At 74.1% G+C, this 347-nt stretch carries 1 protein-coding gene; it reads right to left on the bottom strand.

Features of this window, described 5'->3' with window-relative positions; all coding sequences use genetic code 11:
• Positions 1 to 347, bottom strand: a 347-nt coding sequence (locus M8J73_RS44635) for a flavin monoamine oxidase family protein (RefSeq protein ID WP_249829945.1), incomplete at both ends; no start/stop codon positions are given.

Raw genomic sequence — 347 nt, 5'->3', positions numbered from 1 at the left:
TGGTGGAGGAGTTCGGTGGCGGTGTGGCGGCCGGAGCGGACCGCGCCGTCCATGTAGCCGTTCCAGTAGGGGGAGAACTCGGCGCCCGCCCAGTGCACGCGGTGGTGGGGGCGGTCCCTCCACTGGCCGAAGTCGGTGAGGACGCCGGGGGCGGCGACGGAGGTGGGGCCGCCCTGGGTCCACTGCTCGGCGGTCCAGTCCTGCTCGACGTATTCGACGGTGTCGAAGGCACGGTCCCCGACGACCTGGGCGAAGCAGCGCAGCACCGCGCCACGGCGCTCGGCGGCCGGGCGGTGGGCCCACTTGCGCCATTCCCTGCCGCCCAGGAAGCCCATCAGCACGCCCGG

The sequence above is a fragment of the Streptomyces neyagawaensis genome (genome assembly GCF_023516595.1).
Lineage (GTDB): Bacteria > Actinomycetota > Actinomycetes > Streptomycetales > Streptomycetaceae > Streptomyces > Streptomyces neyagawaensis.
This window is presented reverse-complemented; position numbering and strand designations above follow the sequence as displayed.